The sequence below is a fragment of the Enterococcus avium genome (assembly GCF_002891025.1).
GTDB classification, from domain to species: Bacteria; Bacillota; Bacilli; order Lactobacillales; family Enterococcaceae; genus Enterococcus_A; species Enterococcus_A avium.
In genome coordinates this window covers 2,395,198-2,416,802 of record NZ_NBSL01000002.1, presented here as the reverse complement: position 1 = coordinate 2,416,802, position 21,605 = coordinate 2,395,198, and the positions used below count along the sequence as shown (strand labels likewise).

Genomic DNA, 21,605 nt, shown 5'->3' with positions numbered 1-21,605 from the left:
ATTTGCAATGAAGCGGAAAGGTGTAACCATGAAGCCAATTATTGAAATCAATCAAATTGAATTTAGTTATCAAGAAGAAGCAACTCCTGCTTTAAAGGATATTAGCTTTTCGATTAATAAAGGCGAGTGGGTCGCGATTGTTGGACACAACGGATCAGGGAAATCAACATTAGCCAAAGCAATCAACGGTCTGCATTTGCCTCAAAAAGGAACGGTTACTGTCGGAGGAATGACATTATCTGAGGAGTCTGTTTGGGATGTTCGTCGAATGGTCGGGATGGTTTTTCAAAATCCGGACAATCAATTTGTTGGAGCGACGGTCGAGGATGATGTAGCATTCGGATTGGAAAATCAGGGAATCGAACGAAGTGAAATGCAGCGACGTGTTCAAGATGCATTGGAAAAAGTAAAAATGCAAGAGTTTGCAACGCGTGAGCCTGCCCGCCTTTCTGGTGGTCAGAAGCAACGCGTGGCAATCGCAGGAGTAGTAGCTTTGCGCCCTGACATCATTATTTTGGATGAAGCAACAAGCATGTTAGATCCTGAAGGTCGAGATGATGTTATTGCAACAATTCGTAAGATTAAAGAAGAAAGTGATTTGACTGTTATCTCTATCACACATGATATTGATGAAGCAGCTAGTGCCAATCGCATCCTAGTGATGAGAGACGGGGAACTGTATCAAGAAGGAACCCCAGATGAAATTTTTTCTGCTGGACCGGAATTAGTTTCGTTGGGCCTAGATTTACCATTTCCTGAGAAGTTAAAATCAGCATTAAAGGATCGCGGTGTAAATGTACCTGCGAACTATTTGGATGAAGAAGGGATGATGGACTGGTTATGGACATCCGTTTTGAAAAAGTAAGCTACGTTTATCAACCGAATACTCCCTTTGAACAACGGGCGCTTTATGATATTGATTTGAATATTAAAGAAGGTTCTTACACAGCATTGGTAGGGCATACTGGTAGTGGGAAATCGACCTTGTTACAACACTTGAATGCATTATTGAAGCCAACTGACGGTCAAGTTATGATTGGGGAACGAACGATTACACCAACGACAGATAATAAGAATTTAAAACCTGTACGAAAAAAGGTGGGAATTGTTTTTCAGTTTCCAGAAGCTCAACTTTTTGAAGAAACTGTAGCAAAGGACATTGCTTTTGGACCGAAGAATTTCGGTGTTAGTGAGGAAGAAGCATTAGCATTAGCAGAAGAAAACTTAAAATTAGTTGGACTAGATGAAGAATATCTTGAACGCTCACCATTTGAGCTTTCTGGCGGTCAAATGCGCCGTGTAGCGATTGCTGGTGTTCTGGCTATGGAGCCTGAGGTTTTGGTCTTAGACGAGCCGACAGCGGGTTTAGATCCACTAGGCCGTAAAGAGATGATGGAAATGTTTTGGCGTCTTCATAAGGAAAAAAACATAACGATCGTCCTAGTTACACATTTAATGGATGACGTCGCGAATTTTGCTGATTATGTTTATGTTTTAGAAAAAGGACATGTGGCAAAACATGGTGATCCGCAAACGGTATTTGAAGATGTTGCCTGGTTAAAGGAAAAGCAATTAGGTGTACCGCAAGCAACTGCTTTTGCTGAAAAAATGCAGGCTCGCGGCGTGAATTTTGAAGCGTTACCTTTAACTGAAAATGAGTTGGCAGACTGGATCGTAAAATTTGCAGGAGGTCCTGCTCATGATGAATAAATTGATTTTTGGTCGTTATATTCCAGGTGATTCTCTGATTCACCGTCTGGATCCACGAGCAAAATTGATCGCAAGTTTTTATTTTATCGGAATTATTTTTTTGGCGAATAATTGGCAAAGCTATCTATTTCTAGGAGCTTTTACGATGTTCGCAGTATTCCTATCTAAAATTAATTTGAACTTCTTTTTGAAGGGTGTTAGACCACTAATTTGGTTAATTATTTTTACAGTCGCGTTGCAGATGCTGTTTACGCGAGGCGGAACCTTGTATTGGTCGTGGGGCGTCTTTAGTCTTTCTTCTTATGGAATCCAAAACGGGCTATTTATCTTTTGCCGATTTGTTCTAATCATTTTTATGTCGACGTTGCTAACATTGACAACACCGCCTTTATCAATGTCTGATGCGATTGAATCATTGTTGAATCCTTTAAAAAGATTTCACTTGCCAGTACATGAGATCGCGTTGATGTTGTCGATCGCTTTGCGGTTTGTACCGACATTAATGGATGAAACGGAAAAGATCATGAATGCTCAGCGTGCTCGTGGTGTTGATTTCAGTGATGGGAATTTGATTCAGAAAGTCAAAGCGATAGTGCCATTATTGATTCCTTTATTTGTCAGCAGCTTTAATCGTGCAGAGGATTTAGCGACGGCGATGGAAGCTCGCGGATATCGCGGCGGTGAAGGTCGAAGCAAGTATCGTAAATTAAAGTGGGCATCACGAGATACAATCGTTCTCGTTGTTTTTGCTATTGCAACAGTCATTTTAATCTTTTTACGCAGTTAAGCTTGGAGTGATCCAGGCTTTTTTTGAGCTTTTGGTAATTTTAACTTGTTGGTTCGATGGTTGTTTCTTTATGGTAGGATGAATGAAGGAGTAAGCAATTGGAGGAGAAAAAATGACTGAGGAACGTCCAAAACTGCGAATTGGATTGAAGCCAGAAATATTTCGAGAATATTATTATTTGAAAGCAGAACTACAAACTTTCTGTCAGGAACATGGATTATCTAAATCAGGAAGTAAAGCAGAACTAAATGAACGGATCGAATATTTTTTACGAACGGGTGAACAATTAGCAAGACCAATGAAGGAAAAACGGTCGGTTCGTACAGAGGAATTAACGCTGGAAAGTTTGATTGAAGAAAATATTATTTTTTCAGAAGTTCATCGCGCTTTTTTTAAAAGAGAACTTGGAAATTCTTTTACTTTTAAAGTTGCTTTTCAAAAATGGCTGAAGGCAAATACTGGAAAAACATACCGCGAAGCGATTGCGATCTATCCTGAAATCGTAGCGAAAAAACCACAAAAAATTGATGCACAATTTGAATACAATACCTATATTCGTGATTTTTTTGCTGACAATCAAGGTCGCTCTTTGCAAGAGGCGATTGTTTGTTGGAAGTATAAAAAGTCACTCCCGGGTAGTAACAACTATCAATCAGAGGATTTAAGTGCGTTGGATTTCGAATAAAAAGCTGCTATAATGACTTCGGCAGAAATTAGTTGAGGAGATGGATCATAGTTCTAACCTTAACAATCGGGTTCATTAATAGGAAATAGGAGAATAGCATGGTCAGATATAAAGCAGTGATTGCTTATGATGGTACAAAATTTAATGGGTTTCAGCGACAGCCGAATGGGCGAACGGTACAGGAGGAAGTCGAAAAGACGCTACAAAAAATGAATAATGGACAACCGGTGACAATTTTTGGTTCCGGACGAACAGATGCTGGAGTCCATGCAATCGGACAAGTGATTCATTTTGATTATCCGCAGGAACGACCGTTGGAGCGGATGCGGTTCGCATTAGATACCCAGACGCCTGAAGATATCGCGGTTTCTTCAGTAGAAATTGTAGCGGACGATTTTCATGCGCGGTATCATGTCGTCGAGAAGACGTATCATTTCAAAGTTCAAATAGCTAAGCCGCGAAGTCCCTTTCGCCGTTATTATGCGGCCTATTACCCTTATCCATTAGACTTAGATTTGATTCGTCGGGCGTTGCCAGATTTATTAGGTACGCATGATTTCACCTCTTTTTGTGCGACAGGTGGTTCGATCGAGGATAAGGTCCGGACGATTTATCAAGCGGATTTGGTTGTGAATGAGAATGAGACGGAATTGACCTTTATTTTTAGAGGGAATGGTTTTCTGTATAAGATGATTCGGATATTAGTCGGAACCCTATTAAAAATTGGGAATGGACGTATCCCGGCGGAGAGTATTCCAGCGATCATTGAAGCAAAGGATCGTAATGCTGCTGGACCAACTGCTCATCCAGAAGGCTTGTATTTAGCCGAAGTAAAATATGAATAGCAAAAAAGCATCCAATAACAATCACAAGTGATTGTTGCTGGATGCTTTTTGAGCTATTGACGTTGATCTTTTTTCGATTTCAACATTCGCAGATAAAGAACGAACATCCCGATCGCTACTATGAAGGAAACAGCACCGGCAATAAAGCCTTTTGGCATATAACTGAAAGTTACTTTGTGTTTGCCCTTTGGTACATGGATACTGACAAAAGCGTTTTGGAAGGCTTTTGTCTCGACTTTTTTACCATCGATTTTGGCAGACCAGCCTTCATCATATGGAATGGTCGTGATCAATGTTTGGGCTTTATTGCTGTTTACAGTTCCTTCAGCACTGCGTTTTCCAACCTTCATGTCTACACTGTTATCTTTAATCTTATCTACTGCTAGTCGATAAGCGACTGTATCCAAAGCTAAAACTTGTGGATTCTGGAAGCTAATAGATTTTGTTCCATAGAAGCTGGCGGTAAAGGTAACCATCGTTGCTTGTTGGTAATAGCCTAGATCATAATATTGTCCGCTGATCCCAATTTGCGCTTGCCGCGTTTGGCCGTTAGCGGTGACGGTCGCTGTTGAGCTTTCTAATTCAGCGAAATCGTAAGGATAGAGACTCAGATAAGCTTGTGTATTTGCGGGAACTTGAACCTTCCAAGTAACGTCTTTTGCCACGTTTCCTTGTTTTTCGGTAATTGTTGTAATATTCCCCGCGTTAGTGACGTTAGCATTTTTTGTGTCTATTTGCGTAATCGGTAAAAACTGGAAGTATTGGAACTGTTCTTGCGATAAAGCGTTAAATAATTGTGTTTGCGTACCTAGATTATCATTTGGTGAAGCCTGTAGTTTATCGATGCTCTGCGGTGCAGTGAAGGCTAATGGCAAGGCATAATTATTCTCGAAAAGATTATACTCACCGACGCTATTTTTCTTAGTAAAACCATATTTATTCAAGTTTTTCGTTTTGGCAATATTGTATTTAATTCCAGTAAAGGCATCCGCTAATAACGTATTGTTTTGATAACGAATATTGAGACTAGTTCCTCGCGAGCGGAAGCCCAACTGATCCATATAACCAGAAGAATGTCGGTTACGGATCGAAGAGAACATGCTGATACCGCTGTAGCCGTAATTAAATGCATCATTAGAAGAAACAGGATCTAGATTTTCCATCCGATAAAAGCTGTCATTGTCATTTTTCGTTTCGTCGACTAAAGCCTTGATGGATGGATATGGCTCCGTATAAAGGCTGCGTGACGCATAATTCCAATCCTTTAAAATGCCTTGTGTCATAAAGCTACTATTAATAAATGCCTCTGAAGACATCAACAGCAGTAATAGTATACTTAGCGCTTTTAATGGAATTTTGTTGTAATGATGTGCGGTAAAAATCAGCGCATAGACAGCCAAGAAACCAAGTGTGATATATAAGGAACTATTTTTGAGATAATCGTAGTCTTTTCCCTTCATACCCCAGAAAATCGCAAAGAGAGCGATCAGCATCAGACAGGCAGCGACTAATTGCAAAATATTTTCTTGATCTAATTTCTCCCATCCCCATACAGCTAATGTAATCACTAAAAATGAGAGCAGGTAGGCGTAACGGAATAGGAACATATTTGGTGCATGCATCCCATGCCAAAATAAATTCATTGGCTGGATGTAAAAGCTTGCGATCAAGATTGCGGCTACTGCTCCATAAGCAAGTTTATTTTTCCACGGTATTTTTTTGCAGATAAAGAAAAATAAACAGAATGCTAAAGGCAAAAGTCCTATATAGATAAAAGGAATCGAGCCATATTTAGTCGTATCATACGAACCAACCAAGTTCTTAGCGATAAAATCCCACCAGCTTGTCGCTTCTGTTTTAAAAGTCGTGATTTGTGTCAATTCCTCACCGTTAGCACGAAGGTCTAGAATTGACGGTAAAATCATGATCATAGATGCAAAGCCGGCTAATAGTGAAGTGAAGCCGTAGGGAATAATACTTTTTTTGTAGCTTTTCCAATTGGTAATCAAACGGGCGATGAAATAGAGGACCGAGAAGACCCCAATCATAAAGCCCATATAAAAACTAGTCAAAAACAGCATTAAATAGGAAACAAATAGAACGATCGGTTTTTTCTGATCCATCACGCGATTGATACCCAAGATGATCAGAGGCAGATAAACAAACGCATCCAGCCACATAATAATTTCTGAATGGGCAATAGTAAAAGACATCAATGCATAAGTAGTGCTTAAAGCTACGCGTGACCAATTAGGCAGCTTGAAGCTATCTTTCGCATAAAACCAAAAAGCTAATCCTGCTGCCCCGATTTTTAACAGCGTAAGAAAATACAACGCATCGGGCATCAGCTGATTAGGAAAGAAAATTACTAACGGAGTAAAAAAACCACCGAGATAATAGGAAACCAGTGATAAATAATTTAACCCCATAGAAGCATTCCAGGTATATAAAAAGCCTTGCTTACCTAAAAGCATATTGCGAAAACTTGCGTGGAAATTCGAAAACTGTGAAAAGGCATCACTGGCTAAAATACTACGACTTGATCCGGGATAAATACCGATCGTCAAGTAAACAATCACCATAATTAAAAATGGCAGGAAAAAACTGGCCAGTAAATACCAACGGTTTTCTTTAAGGTAGTTCTTCATATAAAAATCACCAAACTTCTTTCAACAGACTATTCAAATTTTACCATATAAGTGCCGAAAATAATGTGAAAGAGGTGTGAAGCCAAAGCTAAGAATTTAAAAATGAGCTTGCTCTATTATAAATAAGCAAGCAAAAAAGAGCCGAATCGATCGGCTCTTTGAATTAATAAATTATCTACAAAATAGTAATGTTAAAACACTTAGGGTTCTACGAATACTTAAAACCATGCTGAAATTGAAAGCTAGTTCACATCTTTCTGATGATCTAAAAAACAGTCTGAAACTATAAAGTAAGCGAAGACAGAACTTTGCTTTCTGTGAAAAATAGAAGAAACAAAAAAACCGTTCGTAACTGAACGGTTTGATATTGTTTGATTGGATAATATTAAACGCGCTCAACTTTTCCAGATTTCAAAGCACGAGTTGAGACCCAAACTTTTTTAGGTTTTCCGTCCACTAAAACGCGAACTTTTTGTAAATTAGGTTTTACAGTACGTTTCGTAGCGTTCATAGCGTGAGAACGGTTATTTGCACTTCTTGTTTTACGACCAGTAAAATAGCAAACTTTTGCCATGTGTAGTTTCCTCCTTTAGCCTTGATATTGGAGCGCTTCTTTGGCTCATACTAAAATAAAATAGCACAAATTGACAAGATTGGCAAGTGAATTTTTTTAGAAAGATTGACATTCTAAGGATTTGCAGGTAAATTATACTCTGTTAGCGTAAAAATTTTTAACAAAAGTTTTGATGCAAGAAAGTTAGCAGAAATCTGCGTCAACGCAGGGAGCGCCCTATCAGCAAATCACAATGGAACTTTCTTTTATTTGTCATAGGGCTATGATAAACTATTATAGTAGAAAAAATGGGCAATTAGGCCTATTTAAGGAGGCTAACAACTATGGCTGTGAAAATTAATACACAGACTGGTATGATCGAAATTTCAAACGACGTCATCGCGACGGTTGTCGGCGGTGCAGTTACTGACGTGTTTGGTATCGTCGGTATGGCTAGCAAAAATCAAATCAAAGACAATATCACAGAAATTTTAAGAAAAGAAAATTATTCACGCGGCGTCGTTGTACGTCAAGAAGAGAATGGTATCGCAGTCGACGTCTACACGATTGTCAGCTACGGCACGAAGATCTCAGAAGTATCGCGCAATGTCCAAGAAAAAGTGAAATACAATTTGGAAACGATGCTTGGGGTAACAGCTAACTCAGTGAATGTCTATGTTCAAGGTGTACGTGTTCTGCCAGACTAAAGGCAGCGTTCTTAAGGAGGACTAAGTAAGTGAAGGTAACAGAAATCAGCGCGAGTCAATTCCAAGAAATGGTTGAGGCTGGCGCTAAACGTCTGCAAGTTAATGCAGAATATGTCAATTCGTTAAACGTTTTTCCCGTTCCCGATGGCGATACTGGGACGAATATGAATCTATCGATGACCAGCGGTGCGACTGCTGTAGTCAACTCTGCTTCAGATAAAGTTGGTGAATTAGCCAACGTTTTGGCGAAAGGTTTGTTGATGGGTGCCCGGGGGAACTCAGGCGTTATCTTGTCACAATTATTCCGCGGTTTTTCTAAAGCAATTTTAGATGTGGATACATTAAATGCAGAGGATTTGGCGAAAGCCTTAGTTCATGGGGTAGAAACAGCTTATAAAGCAGTCATGAAACCTGTAGAGGGAACAATTTTGACTGTCGCACGTGAATCAGCGAAGGCTGGGGAACGCAAAGCTAGACAAACAGATGACGTGGTCGAAGTGATGTCAGCTGTTGTCAAATATGGGAAGAAAGCATTAGATAAAACACCGGACATGTTGCCAGTTTTGAAAGAAGTTGGCGTAGTCGATAGTGGTGGTCAAGGCTTATTGTTTATTTATGAAGGCTTTTTGAACGCCCTGAATGGTGAGTTCCAAGCAGATGATACGTATGAACCAAGTCCGGCTGAAATGGACGAAATGGTCAATGCCGAACATCATCGCAGTGTGCAAGGTCAATTAGCAACAGAAGATATCAAGTTTGGTTATTGTACTGAAATTATGGTGCGTTTAGGTGAAGGTCCAACTGTTGATAGCAATTTTGATTACGATACTTTCCGCAACTATTTGGATGGAATTGGTGATTCGCTGTTAGTTGTTAATGATGATGAGATTGTCAAAGTGCATGTGCATACAGAACATCCAGGGGAAGTCATGAATTATGGCCAAAAATTTGGCGCTTTGATTAAGGTCAAAGTCGATAATATGCGCTTACAGCATGAAATAATTTTGGAACATGACGAAGAAGTAGCTGAATTCGAAGCCGCTCCAACAGAACGTAAACCCTATGCAGTGATCGCTATTGCTGCTGGTGAAGGTGTTCAAGAGTTATTCAAGAGCCTAGGAGCAGCCTACGTAATCAGCGGCGGTCAAACGATGAACCCAAGTACCGAAGATATCTTAAAGGCGATCAAAGAGGTTAACGCTGATCAAGTAATCATTTTGCCGAATAATAAAAATATCTTTATGGCAGCTGATCAAGCAGCAGAAGTTGCTGACGTTCCTGTGGCAGTTGTTCCAAGTAAAACAGTCTCTCAAGGGATGACTGCGATGTTGGCCTTCAATGGAGAACAAAGCCTAGAAGAAAACAAAACAGCAATGACTGAAATGCTTGACTCTGTAGTTAGTGGTCAAATCACGAATGCGATTCGCGATACAGCGATTGATGGTGTAGAAATCCACGAAGGCGACTATTTAGGTATGGTCGATGGTAAAATCATTCTTTCTGAAGCGGATAAATACCAAGCGACGTTAGATACTTTAAACAAAATGATTAGTGAAGATATCGAAATCATTACGATCATTGTTGGTGAAGAAGGAACACAGGCTGAGGCTGAAAAATTAAGCGAAGCGATCGAAGCAAGCTACCCAGACCTAGAAGTTGAGATCCACGAAGGAAAACAACCGGTCTATCCATACTTGCTTTCAGCAGAATAATATGAAAAAAGTCGGAAGGAGTGGGCCAAGAATATCTGGCTCGCTCCTGTTTTTTTAGGAAAATGACACCCTTATCTCCGAAATAATTGCCGATAGATAGAACTTAGCATTTGAAAAACGTATTTTAATTGAAAGGAGGCTGTTTATGCCGATTCAAAAATCTGTATCGGTGCTGCCTGGTGTAGGGCCGAAGCGTGCACAAACGTTAGCTGATTTAGGAATCGTAACGATCGAGGACTTATTGAGTTACTATCCTTTTCGTTATGAAGATATTCAGGAAAAAAATTTATTAGAAATCAATGACCAGGAAAAGGTTACATTAAAAGGTGTAATCGTCTCGGCGCCAGTGGTTAGTCGTTTTGGCTACAAAAAAAGCCGGTTGCAGTTTCGAATGATGCAAGATCACGCGGTCTTTATGGTCTCCTTTTTCAATCAACCCTATTTGAAAGACAAAGTCGAAGTTGGTGAAGAGCTGGCGGTTTATGGAAAATGGGATGCTAAGCGAAAATCGCTGACTGGAATGAAGATTTTAGGTGGTAAGCAGACGGAAGAATACGCGCCAATCTATCACGTGACTAAGGCTATCCGTCAAAGTACCTTAGTTGATTTAATCAAAGTAGGATTTGAAAAATTTGGTGATCAGGTAACAGAAAACTTGCCAGATTATTTATTGGAAAAGTATCGCTTGATGCCACGAAAGCAAGCGATGCGGGCAATGCATTTTCCTAAAGATCCAAAGGAAAATCAGCAAGCAAAACGACGAGTGGTTTTTGAAGAGTTTTTCCTCTTTCAAATGCGGATGCAAGGGTTGAAGAAAAGTGAACGTAGCGAGAAGAATGGAATCGCGATCCGTTATAATGTCGAACGCTTGAAGCAGTTTACGCAAAAGCTGCCTTTCGAATTGACTGACGCCCAAAAACGTGTGACCAATGAGATTTGCTACGACTTACGCAGCAAGAAGCACATGCAGCGTTTATTGCAAGGAGATGTGGGGAGTGGGAAGACAGTTGTGGCGGCAATCGCCTTATATGCTACCATGACGGCTGGTTTTCAAGGTGCCTTGATGGTGCCAACAGAAATTTTGGCTCAGCAGCATTTAGAAAGTTTGAATCAACTATTTGATCCATTCGAATTAACAACTGCATTACTAACTGGTTCTACCAAAACCAAAGAACGACGCGCGATTTTAGCTGGTTTAGAAAATGGGGAAATTGATGTGGTGATCGGGACTCATGCGCTGATCCAAGATGATGTACAGTTTGCTAGTCTCGGATTGGTCATTACTGATGAACAGCATCGATTTGGAGTGAATCAACGAAGAGTTTTGCGAGAAAAAGGACTGCATCCAGATGTTCTATTCATGACAGCAACACCGATTCCGCGAACTTTGGCAATTACTGCTTATGGTGAAATGGACGTATCAATCATCGATCAAATGCCGGCAGGCCGAATCCCTGTTAAAACTAGCTGGATCAAACCTAAACAACTGGAGCATACCTTGGATTGGGCGAAGCAGGAGTTACAGGCGGGGCATCAGCTGTATGTAATCTGTCCTTTGATTGAAGAATCAGAAGCGTTGGATGTGAAAAATGCGACGGAGATTTATGAGCATTTAAAGGAATACTATGCACCTACTTATCAGGTCAGTTTGCTACATGGGAAAATGAAGAATGCAGAAAAAGAAACAATCATGGAAGAATTCAAAGAGAATCAAAGTCAGATTTTAGTTTCAACGACTGTTATTGAGGTCGGAGTCAACGTACCAAACGCAACGGTGATGTTTATTATGGATGCGGATCGTTTTGGCTTGGCCCAGCTGCATCAATTGCGGGGACGGGTCGGACGTGGTTCGGATGCGTCTTATTGTATATTGGTAGCAAGCCCCAAAAATGACATGGGGAAAGAGCGCATGAAAATCATGACTGAGACTAACAATGGGTTTGTATTGAGTGAAAAAGATCTAGAATTACGCGGACCTGGTGAAGTCTTTGGCTTCCGTCAATCTGGATTGCCGCAATTCTTGATCGCTGATCTGGTAAATGATGCAAATGTTTTAGAAGTGGCACGAGATGAAGCCAATCAAATTTGGCAGGTAGAAAATTGGCGTCAGCAGCCAGCTTTCGCACCATTAGCAGGAGCGTTGAAGCCTACTGAAACTGGAGAAACATATTTCGATTGAGTGTGCTATACTGTAGAAAAATTAAAAAGCAGTCAGTCTTATGCCCTGTTTCTATCAGAGATGCTGGCGGATATACGACTTAATACTCAGACTTATGTTCTAGAAAGTAAATAAATACATTAAAACAAAAAAGGATGCTAGTTCCTCTTGATGCTGTAGCATATTAGAGGAATAGTATGCGGCTTGAGAATCAGACTTATTTTTCAAAAAGAAAAATAAATACATTAAAACGAAAAAAGGATGCTAGTTCCCCTTGGTGCTTTAGCACAATAGAGGAATAGTATACGGCTTGAGAATCAGACTTATTTTTCAAAAAGAAAAATAAATACATTAAAACGAAAAAGGAGAGATTTTTCTCATGAAAATTGCTGTAGACGCAATGGGTGGCGATTTCGCACCAAAAGCGATCGTGGAAGGTGTAATGTTAGCGCAAAAGAATCATCCGGAAATTGAATTTCAATTATATGGAAAAGAAGACGCGATTCGTCAATATATAACAAATGAAAAGAATATTACGATCATTCATACGGATGAAAAGATCAATAGCGATGACGAACCAGTGAAGGCGATCCGTCGTAAGAAAAATGCCTCAATGGTTTTAGCAGCTCAAGCAGTCAAAGAGGGCAAAGCGGATGCGATCTTTTCAGCAGGAAATACGGGGGCGCTATTAGCTGCTGGTTTGTTTGTAGTGGGACGAATCAAAGGAATCGAGCGTCCAGGCCTGATGTCCACATTGCCGGTTTTAAATGGAGATAGCGGGTTTGATATGCTTGATTTAGGCGCGAACGCAGAAAATAAAGCAGAGCATATCCATCAATATGCAATTTTAGGATCATTTTATGCGAAGCACGTTCGTGGAATTGAAAATCCTCGTGTGGGCTTATTGAACAATGGTACAGAAGAAACCAAGGGCAGCGAGTTAACGAAAGAAGCCTACAAACTTTTACAAGCAGAAGAGAGTATCAACTTTATTGGAAATGTAGAAGCACGTGAACTGTTAAACGGTGCTGCCGATGTCGTTGTAACAGACGGATTTACTGGAAATGCTGTTTTAAAAACGATTGAAGGAACAGCTATGGGCTTGATGAGCTTGATTAAAGGCAGTATCAGTGATGCTGGGGTTAAAGGGAAAATGGGTGCTCTTATGCTGAAGGATACATTATACGGTCTAAAAGACAAATTGGACTATTCCTCTCATGGAGGTGCCGTTTTATTTGGACTGAAGGCTCCTGTGATTAAAACCCATGGATCTACCGGACCTGAAGCAGTGGCAAATACCATCGATCAAATTTACACGATGCTAGACACGAATGTTGTTGGGCAATTGGTCCAGTTTTTTGAAGCACCTAAGGGTGAATAAGAACCACGCCAATTTCGTGAAAAAGGTAGACAAAGCAATCAAACATCAGTAAAATGAACTGTGACCTTCTGGTAAAACATAGACGAATAATAGTTGATCAGGCGGAGGTGAATGTTGTTGACTCGTGAAGAAGTATTTAGCAAAGTTGCTGAAATAATTTCAAATCACTTTGAAATCGATAAAGATAAAGTGACGGTTGAATTGAGTATCAAAGACGATTTAAATGCAGACTCAATCAGTATCATGGAATTTGTTTTGGAATTAGAAGATGAATTCGGAACAGAAATTTCTGACGAAGACGCTGAAAAAATTGAAACAGTTGGAGCTGCAGTTGATTACATTATGGAAAACAACCAAGCTTAACAAAAAAAGGCTCTTCGTCAATGAGTGTTGGTGAAGAAATTCAATAGAATAATCGAGATACTCACACGGCTAGACAGCTATCTTGTCTAGCCGTGTTGTTGTTCTGGCTTTAGTCAGTTGGGTAGTATTCTTAGTTTTCTTAAAATATTTTCCTCGATATAAAAAGATTCGTTCTCGGTAGTTTTGAAAGTTTCTAAAGCCATAGGCAATTCGTTTTAGTACTTTGATATGGTTATTCAAACATTCTATAGGGCCGTTGGAATAGGGAACGCGCAACGCTCGTTTGATTTCTGTTTGGTATTTCTTGAAGGTCGTGAACACTGGTTGGTAGTGCTCTGGCAACTCCTTGTAGTCTTCTTTTAGGAGCGCGACGAATTCAGGAACATCTTGTCTTCTGATAACGGAAAGAAAATCCTGGTAGACTTCATAGCCTCGCTTTAAGGAATCATCATAAGATAATAGCCGATCGACTATCTCTGCTTCTGTCAGATGATCTCGAAATGACGGACGCCAGTAGCGATGCTGACCTTTCAATTCCCACGCATTCTTTTGAAGTAGTCTCCAGTATTTCTTTAAGTGCTTCGACCGACGATCCCCTTTTTTAAAGGTCTTCATTACTTGAATTCGGTGGTTGGTAAAAGCCCGACCAATGTGTTGGCTAATATGAAAGCGATCGGCGACGATTCGGGCATTCGGAAAACACTCTTTCACCAATGTGCGATAGGGTGTATAGAAATCTGAAACCACTAGACGCACTTGTTCACGGACTTTTATAGGGTAGCGCAAGAAATAGTCGCGTAAAGGATCAAGTTGCCGATTTTCCACAATATCAATCAGTTGATGGGTTTTGCCGTCCATCATGACAAAGCTCATGGCTCCCGAGACGTTTTTCACCGATTTGAATTCATCGAAACACACCACTTCTGGTAACGGCTGGTTCAAAGAAACGGTTTTAGGCCGAAGGCTGCGAAGTATTCGAATGACAGTGGTCGGAGAAATGTGCTTCATACGTGCAATCAAAGACATAGAAATAGGCTCACTTAATAGCTCAAGAATGGCTTGTTTGACTCTGCGGGCAATGGAGCAGCGACGATCACTAACTGAATCTTCTGCTAAAAAAGTCTTTCCACAGTGTTTACATTTGAAGCGCTGTTTGTTAATCCGCACAATGGTCTTGTAGTTACTGACATCATTCAATAAGATGGATACTTTTTTCCAGCCCCATTTAATGATCGTTTGCTTATTTTGATAGTGGCAATGGAAGCATTCCTCTGGTTGATAGGTCAATGTGCCATCAAAAACAAAACATGTTTCGTCATTAATGCGCTCTTTGCGAAAGGCATCTTCATGAAAGGTAAGATTTAGGTCTAGAATATCTAGTAACTCTTTGGTAAACTCTGAATAGGACATCTTGAAACACTCCTTTGAATGGTTTTCGTCGACTTTATTCTAAAGGATTTCAAGGTGTCTGTTTGCGTTTATTAGAAAAAAGAAAAAGTATTGGCAACAGAAGGCGTCACCAACACTAGATATTATAGAGCCCAAAAAAAAGGTGCACCAGCAATTTGCTGGTGCACCTTTTTTTACAGTTATAAAACCCCAAGGGCAGTCAAAGCTTTTTCTAGTGCTGAAAAATTTCTTTTAAAGTGAAAACCGTCCATCCCGGTTTCTTCAGCGGCTAAGATATTCGCTGCTGAATCATCGATGAAATAGCACTCGGCAGGATTTAAGCGGAAATGGCTGTAAAAGGTCCGGAAGATTTCATGCTCAGGCTTAGATAATTTCCAATCTGAGGAAATAAAGATACCATCAAAAATACTGTGACTAGGGACTTTATCTTCATAAAGATAATAGTCCTGCGGGGCATTTGAAAGGATATAGAGAGACAACCCTTTTTCTTTCAACCGTTTAGGAAGTTCCTCCATTTGTGGTATAGCATTCAGCCCGATATACCAAGTGTCCAGCAAGTCTTCGGCGATAGCATGCAATTCTTTTGGAAGCCGTGATTTTGCGGAGGTTAAAAGCTCCTCCCGATTCATCGTTCCCTTATCGAAACGCAGCCAGTCCACGGAACCAAAAATTTCGGACATAAGCATCTTTTGTTGATCCTTATTGGCAGTTTTTTCCATGACAAAACGTGGTGGATCAAAATCAACTAAAACATTTCCTAAATCAAACACAATATTTTTTATCATTCAAAGCCCTCCTAACAAGTAGATAACGTCTATTAAAATCCTTTTATTGAATAAGCTGCAAAAAACGTTTATTCCAAATATTTTCGTAAAAAGCGATGGTCTCTTCAGCAGAGAGAAAATCATTGTCATAGGTGGTTGACCCATTTTTCAGCATGGTTAATTGATAGCCTAAGCCATGGGCAAATTTTACAGTAGCGTCAATGCAGTACTGGGTTTGAGCGCCGCAGATTTCCAAGCTGGTAATGTTTTTCTGCTGTAAATTTTTTTGTAAATCAGTATGATAAAAGGAATTTGTGTGAGACTTCTGAAGAGTAATATCGTTCGGTTTACGATCAAGTTCCTCTACGATTTCCCAGGTTTCTGAATGTGGAACCAAAATTTCGTCACAATGCTGAACAAAGAGAATCAATTTATTTTGTTCTCGGTAGCGCTGGATACGCAGATTGACAGTAGTAATTAACTCAGAAAAATGGTTGATCGTTTCTCCGGCAAAGCAAACGCCCTTTTGTAAATCAATAATCAATAATGCATCAGAAAGATTTTCCATCGAAATTCCTCCGGTCGTTTTCTTTACTTTAGCATTTTTTAGATGTAAGAAGAGAAAAGTTCGTTGAATCTTTGAAAATTTCTTACTATAACGACTTCTGATTTAAAATTCACAGAAAAAACAGTATAATAGAGCGTGATGGAAATCTCAAAAAAAGGAATGAGCCCATGGATACACAGTTGATCAATGAATTGAAAGAAAACTACGACATCGTCTTTCACGATGTGAACTTATTGGAACAGGCGTTTACCCACTCATCATATGTGAATGAACACCGTAATATGAATATTTCAGATAATGAACGGTTAGAATTTTTAGGGGACGCTGTCTTAGAAATTCAAGTATCGGACTATTTGTATCACCATTATCCAAACTTGCCGGAAGGACGTTTGACGCGTTTGCGTTCGGCGATTGTGCGAGAAGAAAGCTTATCAAAATTTGCAAAAGAATGTCATTTTGATCACTATATTATGTTAGGTAAGGGCGAAGAAAATTCTGGCGGGCGTGATCGTGCAGCGTTATTGTGTGATCTATTCGAGGCTTTCTTAGGGGCCTTGTATTTGGATCAAGGCTACGATGTGGCGCTACGTTTTATTCAAACGGTCGTTTTTCCAAAAATCGAAGCAGGTGTTTTCACGCGGGAAATGGATCACAAGACGCGCCTGCAGGAAGTGTTGCAAAAAAGCGGAGATGTGACGATTGATTATCGTTTAGTCAATGAAGAAGGTCCGGCTCACGAACGGATTTTTACAATTGATGTATATGCGGATGATCGTTTGATCGGTTCAGGACAAGGTAAATCGAAAAAACTAGCAGAGCAAGATGCAGCGGAAAAAGCATTGATTAAGATCGCTGCAAATTAGTTTATATTTCCTGGGAAAATTTTAGGAGGAACATTTTGTATTTAAAACGAATTGAGATCGCTGGCTTCAAGTCTTTTGCTGATCGTACCAAGATCGAATTTGAAGAAGGCGTGACAGCGGTCATTGGGCCAAACGGCAGCGGAAAAAGTAATATCACTGAAGCAATTCGCTGGGTACTCGGAGAACAATCGGCAAAAAGTCTACGTGGCGGCAAGATGCCGGATATTATTTTCGCTGGTTCAGAATCACGAAAGCAGTTGAATATTGCCGAAGTAACGGTAGTATTGGATAATACCGATAATTATTTACCGCTAGGCTTTAGTGAAGTTAGTGTGACAAGACGTTATCGCCGAACAGGTGAAAGTGATTTTTTCATAAATAAAAAAGCCTGTCGTTTGAAAGATATTCAAGATTTATTCATGGATTCTGGTTTAGGGAAAGAATCCTTCTCGATTATTTCGCAGGGAAAAGTCGAGGCGATATTTGCCAGCAAGCCGGAAGATCGCCGAGGAATCTTTGAAGAAGCGGCTGGCGTCTTGAAATACAAGCAGCGAAAACGCAAAGCGGAGCAGAAGCTTTTTGAAACGGAAGATAATTTGAGCCGGGTTCAGGATATCATTTATGAATTAGAAGATCAGCTGACTCCTTTAGCTGCTCAAAGCGAAGCAGCCAAGGAGTTTTTGGCGCTCAAAAAAGAATTAACTGCGACGGATGTCAGTTTAACAGTTGCGAAGATTAAACAAACACGTGATTCTTGGGAGTCAGCGAAGGCAGATTTTGAAGAACTCTCCAAAACAGTTGAAGAAAAAAGCCGTTTTATCCAGCAAACTGAACAGCAGTTAGGCACGTTGAGAGAAAAACGCGGTTCATTGGATGAGCAGCTGGAAACTGGTCAGCAGCAATTGCTGCATTTATCCGAGGCGTTGAAGCAGGCTGAAGGGCAAAAAGCATTATTAAGCGAACGCTCAAAGAATACGCAAAAGACCAGCGCTGAATATCGTGAAACTTTGAATGAGCAACGTAAGAAAAAAGACGATGCACAAGCGAATTTACAGGAAGTTCAAACGCAACAGGCGGATAAGCAAACCGAAAAGGTCGCCTTAGAAGAAAAAATCCAGCAGCTGACAAATGAAGCGGAAAAATACAAGAAATCGCCGAAGGAACTCTTGGAGGATTTGCGTGGTACTTATGTTGAATTGATGCAAGAGTCTGCAAATGTCAGCAATGAATTAAAGTATTTAGAACGACAATACACACAAGAGACTGCTAAGAACCAACAGAATGTGACACGCTTTGAAGCGTTGCGAGATCAACTAGAAGAATTGACGGAGCAGCAGAGCGCGGCGCAGACGAAAACTAAAACGCTTGAAGCTCAGTTGACGGAAGAACAAGAAAACTACCGACGCTTAGCGGAAGAGAAAAACGTGTCACAGCAGCAATTGCAAAAAGAACAGCAGTTAATGTATGACATGATGAGTCAGGTTCAACAAGCGCGTGCGCGACAAAAAAGTCTGCAAGAGATTCAGGAAAATTATAGCGGCTTTTATCAAGGTGTCCGCAGTGTTTTACAGCACAAAGAACAATTAAGTGGGATTGTCGGTGCAGTAGCAGAGCTGATCGAGGTTCCAGAAAAGTATACCTTGGCGATCGAAACGGCCTTAGGAGCCTCGGCACAGCACATTATCGTAGAAAATGAGAAGGATGCACGGCAAGGGATCACATTTTTGAAAAAACAACGTAGCGGTCGTGGCACCTTTCTACCGTTAACAACGATTAAGCCACGTAGTTTAGGGGCTCATCACTATCAAGCAATTAAAGACGTAGACGGCTTTTTAGGTATTGCCAGTGAACTAGTTTCTTTTTCAGAAAATGTTGCTCCAGTCATGCAAAATTTATTAGGAGCGATCGTTATTGCTCGAGATCTTGATAGTGCTAATCTGCTTGCTCGTCAACTGCGATATCAGGTTCGTATAGTTTCCTTAGATGGAGATGTGATGAATGCTGGCGGATCAATGACCGGTGGCGCTACGAAGCAAGGAAATCGTGGGAATTTGTTTAATCAAGGACACGAATTAGCTGAATGGACCAAACGTTATGAAGAAATCAATCAGGCGTTACAGGCAAAAGAAGCATTTGTCCGTGATTTGCAAGCAAAGATTGCGGATCAGACGGAAAGTCTAGAAACATTACGGACACAAGGTGAACAAACGCGGTTGGCATATCAAGAAGCGCAAAGTAGTGAAGAACGTGTTGCAACGGAATTAACACGTTTGCAAAAGGAACAGAGCTTGTTTTCTTATGAAGCGAAAGAGCTGGAAAGCTTCTTGAATGATTATCAAGTACAAAAAGAAACGTTGGAATTTAAGCAAGTCGAGTTGAAAACCCAGCAAGATAAGATCAATCAAGAGATCCAACAGCTTAATGAAGAGAGCGACCAGCTAGAAGAAAAGCGTGCCGGTATTAATGCAGAATTGAGTCGCTTACAGGCGGACTATGCAGTATTAGATGAACGGCTGTTGTATTTGGAGCGGCAAGCACTAGGTTTTGAAGAACAGATTAACGAGTTGACCAATCAGATTGTAAACTTAGAAAATCAATTACTAGCACTTTCAAGTGATTCATCGGATCATGAAGAATCAGAAGAAAGTCTAACCCAGCGTTTGACAGAATTAGCTACAGCACGCGAACATTTGCAGGAGCAGCTGGCTGTTTGGAAAGAAATGCGGCAAAGTCTGCAGCAGCAAGTGGATCAAGCAGATAGTGAGTTGACTGAAGCCAATCGCGAGCAGAAACAATTATTAGCACGTCAATCACAAGCCGATGTCCAAAAAAACCGTTACGAGTTGAAATTGGACAATGCTTTGGCGTATTTGCAAGAAGAATATAGTTTGACTTTTGAAGGTGCGGAAGCACAAGCGGACCCTGAAATTGATCAGCAGGTTGCGCAAACGGAAGTTAGTCACTTAAAGCAAGCCATTGAAAAGCTTGGACCAGTCAACCTAAACGCCATCGAACAATACCAGCAAGTGGAAGAACGCTATGATTTCCTAACGACGCAGCGAGATGACTTATTATCGGCGAAGGAGCAGCTGTTCGAAACGATGGATGAAATGGATGATGAAGTTAAAACGCGTTTCTTCACGACCTTCCAAGCGATTCGTGAAAAATTCAATGTGGTTTTTCCAAATATGTTTGGCGGCGGTCGAGCGGAATTAGTATTGACAGATCCTGATGATTTATTGAATACCGGGATCGAAATCGAAGCTCAACCTCCAGGTAAAAAACTGCAAAGTTTATCCCTGCTTTCTGGTGGTGAACGGGCCCTGACGGCGATTGCGTTACTATTCTCGATCATCCAAGTCCGTCCCGTACCGTTCTGTGTGTTAGACGAAGTCGAAGCGGCGTTGGATGAAGCAAATGTTGCCCGTTTTGGTCGCTATCTGAGTGCCTTTCAAAACGATACACAATTTATCGTGGTTACTCATCGTAAAGGAACGATGGAAGCAGCAGATGTGCTCTATGGTGTCACAATGCAAGAATCCGGCGTCTCGAAAATTATTTCAGTGCGCCTTGAAGAAGTGAAGGAAGATGGGAAATTTCAAGTGAAGGAAGGGGAACTTCGGAAATGATAAAATTAATCGCGATTGACTTAGATGGTACGCTATTGACGGATGCTAAAACAATCTCTGATACAAATAAAAAAATATTGGCAAAAGCGAAAGCACGGGGTGTGAAGATTGTGATCTGTACAGGCCGTCCTTTAATCGCTATCAAGGATTACTTAGCAGAGCTAAATTTGCTTGATGCAGATGATTATTCGATCACTTTCAACGGCGGGTTAATCCAGACCAATACCGGTGAGATTTTAGGCAAGACAGCGATGGATTTGGCAGATGTAAAACATATCCATCAGCTGTTAGAAAAAATTGATTTACCGATGGATGTTTTATCAGACGCTTTATGTTTTCAGCTTGAGACATCAGCGGCTCATCCTTCAACCTATCCAACGATGAACAAGGCTTTAACTTACGTTTCGAAAACGATAGAAGCATTAAAAGAGGATGCGCTATACAATAAAGTTGTCTCAGCTGTGGATGTGGATTATTTAGATCAGCAGATGGCGTTGATCCCAGCAGAAGAATATGAGCGCTTTGAGATATTTAAAACACGGCCAAACTTACTAGAGTTTATGCCAAAGGGCGTGACTAAAGCCTTTGGTCTCTCTGTTTTAGGAGAACATCTCGGGATTGCAGCGAATGAAATGATGGCCTTAGGTGATGAAGCCAATGACTTATCCATGATTAATTATGCTGGTATGGGTGTAGCGATGGAAAATGCTACTGACGGCGTTAAGACGGCGGCCAATTTTGTCACTAGAACGAATCAAGCGGATGGGGTGGCACATGCCATTCAAAAATTCGTATTCGATGAATGGAAATAAGGGGGATTTT

The 21,605-nt window shown here is 40.6% G+C and carries 18 protein-coding genes; 13 read left to right on the top strand and 5 right to left on the bottom strand.

Annotation, left to right across the window (positions count from 1 at the left end; translation table 11 throughout):
* Positions 1–28 precede the first annotated feature (28 nt).
* The 5 genes from AUF14_RS12070 to truA all read left to right on the top strand — a co-directional run bounded on the left by AUF14_RS12070 (position 29) and on the right by truA (position 4,027).
* Positions 29–865, top strand: a complete 837-nt coding sequence (locus AUF14_RS12070; protein ID WP_048717850.1) for an energy-coupling factor ABC transporter ATP-binding protein — start codon at positions 29–31, stop codon at positions 863–865.
* Positions 841–1,710 (top strand): energy-coupling factor ABC transporter ATP-binding protein, encoded by an 870-nt coding sequence (locus AUF14_RS12065; RefSeq protein WP_048717852.1) that lies wholly within the window; start codon positions 841–843, stop codon positions 1,708–1,710. The genes AUF14_RS12070 and AUF14_RS12065 overlap by 25 nt, the downstream gene beginning before the upstream one ends.
* A complete protein-coding gene (locus AUF14_RS12060; RefSeq protein WP_048717854.1) occupies positions 1,700–2,497 on the top strand; it encodes an energy-coupling factor transporter transmembrane component T family protein in 798 nt (265 codons plus the stop codon). Before AUF14_RS12065 ends, AUF14_RS12060 begins: the two co-directional genes overlap by 11 nt.
* Before the next feature lie 112 nt (positions 2,498–2,609).
* Positions 2,610–3,182, top strand: coding sequence for a DUF6434 domain-containing protein (locus tag AUF14_RS12055; protein ID WP_102866067.1), 573 nt, complete (start codon positions 2,610–2,612; stop codon positions 3,180–3,182).
* Positions 3,183–3,280: 98 nt separating this feature from the next.
* On the top strand, positions 3,281–4,027 hold the full coding sequence (truA, locus tag AUF14_RS12050; protein ID WP_049220112.1) for a tRNA pseudouridine(38-40) synthase TruA: 747 nt from the start codon (positions 3,281–3,283) through the stop codon (positions 4,025–4,027).
* Between the two features lie 53 nt (positions 4,028–4,080).
* Here truA and AUF14_RS12045 read toward each other — a convergent pair whose 3' ends face one another.
* Both AUF14_RS12045 and rpmB read right to left on the bottom strand, forming a co-directional pair.
* On the bottom strand, positions 4,081–6,675 hold the full coding sequence (locus tag AUF14_RS12045) for a YfhO family protein (protein ID WP_049220114.1): 2,595 nt from the start codon (positions 6,673–6,675) through the stop codon (positions 4,081–4,083).
* Between the two features lie 385 nt (positions 6,676–7,060).
* Positions 7,061–7,249 (bottom strand): 50S ribosomal protein L28, encoded by a 189-nt coding sequence (gene rpmB, locus AUF14_RS12040; RefSeq protein WP_010747188.1) that lies wholly within the window; start codon positions 7,247–7,249, stop codon positions 7,061–7,063.
* Positions 7,250–7,572: 323 nt separating this feature from the next.
* Here rpmB and AUF14_RS12035 point away from each other — a divergent pair, with 323 nt between their 5' ends.
* The 5 genes from AUF14_RS12035 (at position 7,573) to acpP (ending at position 13,549) form a co-directional block, all read left to right on the top strand.
* Positions 7,573–7,935 carry an Asp23/Gls24 family envelope stress response protein gene (locus AUF14_RS12035; RefSeq protein ID WP_010742791.1) on the top strand — a complete coding sequence of 121 codons (363 nt, stop codon included), beginning with the start codon at positions 7,573–7,575 and terminating at the stop codon, positions 7,933–7,935.
* A 29-nt stretch (positions 7,936–7,964) separates the two neighbouring features.
* Positions 7,965–9,647, top strand: coding sequence for a DAK2 domain-containing protein (locus AUF14_RS12030; RefSeq protein WP_049220116.1), 1,683 nt, complete (start codon positions 7,965–7,967; stop codon positions 9,645–9,647).
* A 145-nt stretch (positions 9,648–9,792) separates the two neighbouring features.
* On the top strand, positions 9,793–11,826 hold the full coding sequence (gene recG, locus AUF14_RS12025; RefSeq protein WP_049220119.1) for an ATP-dependent DNA helicase RecG: 2,034 nt from the start codon (positions 9,793–9,795) through the stop codon (positions 11,824–11,826).
* Positions 11,827–12,184: 358 nt separating this feature from the next.
* A complete protein-coding gene (gene plsX / locus AUF14_RS12020) occupies positions 12,185–13,186 on the top strand; it encodes a phosphate acyltransferase PlsX (protein ID WP_048720261.1) in 1,002 nt (333 codons plus the stop codon).
* 117 nt (positions 13,187–13,303) lie between these two features.
* Positions 13,304–13,549 carry an acyl carrier protein gene (acpP, locus tag AUF14_RS12015; protein WP_034875629.1) on the top strand — a complete coding sequence of 82 codons (246 nt, stop codon included), beginning with the start codon at positions 13,304–13,306 and terminating at the stop codon, positions 13,547–13,549.
* A gap of 69 nt (positions 13,550–13,618) precedes the next feature.
* Here acpP and AUF14_RS12010 read toward each other — a convergent pair whose 3' ends face one another.
* The 3 genes from AUF14_RS12010 to AUF14_RS12000 form a co-directional block, all read right to left on the bottom strand.
* Positions 13,619–14,959: an ISL3 family transposase gene (locus AUF14_RS12010; protein WP_102866054.1), complete on the bottom strand. Its 1,341-nt coding sequence runs from the start codon at positions 14,957–14,959 to the stop codon at positions 13,619–13,621.
* Between the two features lie 179 nt (positions 14,960–15,138).
* A complete protein-coding gene (locus tag AUF14_RS12005; RefSeq protein WP_049218168.1) occupies positions 15,139–15,744 on the bottom strand; it encodes an HAD family hydrolase in 606 nt (201 codons plus the stop codon).
* Positions 15,745–15,787: 43 nt separating this feature from the next.
* A complete protein-coding gene (locus AUF14_RS12000) occupies positions 15,788–16,291 on the bottom strand; it encodes a cysteine hydrolase family protein (protein ID WP_049218169.1) in 504 nt (167 codons plus the stop codon).
* Between the two features lie 167 nt (positions 16,292–16,458).
* Between AUF14_RS12000 and rnc the strand changes: the two genes are divergently transcribed.
* From rnc to AUF14_RS11985, 3 genes are read left to right on the top strand one after another with little or no spacing between them, the layout of a single operon-like run.
* Positions 16,459–17,154, top strand: coding sequence for a ribonuclease III (gene rnc, locus AUF14_RS11995; RefSeq protein WP_016179504.1), 696 nt, complete (start codon positions 16,459–16,461; stop codon positions 17,152–17,154).
* Positions 17,155–17,189: 35 nt separating this feature from the next.
* Positions 17,190–20,783, top strand: coding sequence for a chromosome segregation protein SMC (smc, locus tag AUF14_RS11990; RefSeq protein ID WP_102866066.1), 3,594 nt, complete (start codon positions 17,190–17,192; stop codon positions 20,781–20,783).
* Positions 20,780–21,595 carry a Cof-type HAD-IIB family hydrolase gene (locus tag AUF14_RS11985; RefSeq protein ID WP_048720269.1) on the top strand — a complete coding sequence of 272 codons (816 nt, stop codon included), beginning with the start codon at positions 20,780–20,782 and terminating at the stop codon, positions 21,593–21,595. The genes smc and AUF14_RS11985 overlap by 4 nt, the downstream gene beginning before the upstream one ends.
* Positions 21,596–21,605 lie beyond the last annotated feature (10 nt).

Coding starts and splice junctions, on each gene's coding strand:
- recG (WP_049220119.1), top strand. CDS start 9,793: ATGCCGATTCAAAAATCTGTATCGGTGCTGCCTGGTGTAGGGCCGAAG.
- AUF14_RS12000 (WP_049218169.1), bottom strand. CDS start 16,291: ATGGAAAATCTTTCTGATGCATTATTGATTATTGATTTACAAAAGGGC.
- rpmB (WP_010747188.1), bottom strand. CDS start 7,249: ATGGCAAAAGTTTGCTATTTTACTGGTCGTAAAACAAGAAGTGCAAAT.
- AUF14_RS12065 (WP_048717852.1), top strand. CDS start 841: ATGGACATCCGTTTTGAAAAAGTAAGCTACGTTTATCAACCGAATACT.
- rnc (WP_016179504.1), top strand. CDS start 16,459: ATGGATACACAGTTGATCAATGAATTGAAAGAAAACTACGACATCGTC.
- AUF14_RS11985 (WP_048720269.1), top strand. CDS start 20,780: ATGATAAAATTAATCGCGATTGACTTAGATGGTACGCTATTGACGGAT.
- AUF14_RS12035 (WP_010742791.1), top strand. CDS start 7,573: ATGGCTGTGAAAATTAATACACAGACTGGTATGATCGAAATTTCAAAC.
- AUF14_RS12060 (WP_048717854.1), top strand. CDS start 1,700: ATGATGAATAAATTGATTTTTGGTCGTTATATTCCAGGTGATTCTCTG.
- AUF14_RS12055 (WP_102866067.1), top strand. CDS start 2,610: ATGACTGAGGAACGTCCAAAACTGCGAATTGGATTGAAGCCAGAAATA.
- AUF14_RS12010 (WP_102866054.1), bottom strand. CDS start 14,959: ATGTCCTATTCAGAGTTTACCAAAGAGTTACTAGATATTCTAGACCTA.
- plsX (WP_048720261.1), top strand. CDS start 12,185: ATGAAAATTGCTGTAGACGCAATGGGTGGCGATTTCGCACCAAAAGCG.
- AUF14_RS12045 (WP_049220114.1), bottom strand. CDS start 6,675: ATGAAGAACTACCTTAAAGAAAACCGTTGGTATTTACTGGCCAGTTTT.
- AUF14_RS12005 (WP_049218168.1), bottom strand. CDS start 15,744: ATGATAAAAAATATTGTGTTTGATTTAGGAAATGTTTTAGTTGATTTT.
- AUF14_RS12070 (WP_048717850.1), top strand. CDS start 29: ATGAAGCCAATTATTGAAATCAATCAAATTGAATTTAGTTATCAAGAA.
- truA (WP_049220112.1), top strand. CDS start 3,281: ATGGTCAGATATAAAGCAGTGATTGCTTATGATGGTACAAAATTTAAT.